Origin of the sequence: Mesorhizobium sp. M4B.F.Ca.ET.203.01.1.1 (assembly GCF_004791025.1) — a bacterium.
GTDB lineage: Bacteria > Pseudomonadota > Alphaproteobacteria > Rhizobiales > Rhizobiaceae > Mesorhizobium > Mesorhizobium abyssinicae.
Genome location: NZ_SRUO01000301.1, coordinates 1 through 281 on the forward strand (window position 1 = coordinate 1; position 281 = coordinate 281).

The window sequence follows — 281 nt, forward strand, 5'->3', positions numbered from 1 at the left end:
ATCGGCGCCCGTCGACGTCGAAACCGATGCCCTGTCGCTGTCGCCTGCCGAACCGGCACCGGAGCGCGACGCGCCTACCGATGCTGGGGCTACCGCAGTTGCCGACGCGGCGATCGAGGCCGGGCTGGAGGTGGGCGAGTTGACTGCCAGCGACGACCTGTCGCGCTATTTCGATGCGGAATGGCCGTCCGCGCCGGGCGAGGGCGAGCTGGGCCTGCCGGAGGGTGAATGGATCCAGGCCGCGGAGGTGGCACAGGAAGCCGCGGCGGATGAGGTCGAGG

The 281-nt window shown here is 71.2% G+C and carries 1 protein-coding gene; it reads left to right on the top strand.

Going from position 1 to position 281, the window contains the following annotated elements; genetic code table 11:
• Positions 1 to 281, top strand: a 281-nt coding sequence (locus EN846_RS34795; RefSeq protein ID WP_135928176.1) for a hypothetical protein, incomplete at both ends; no start/stop codon positions are given.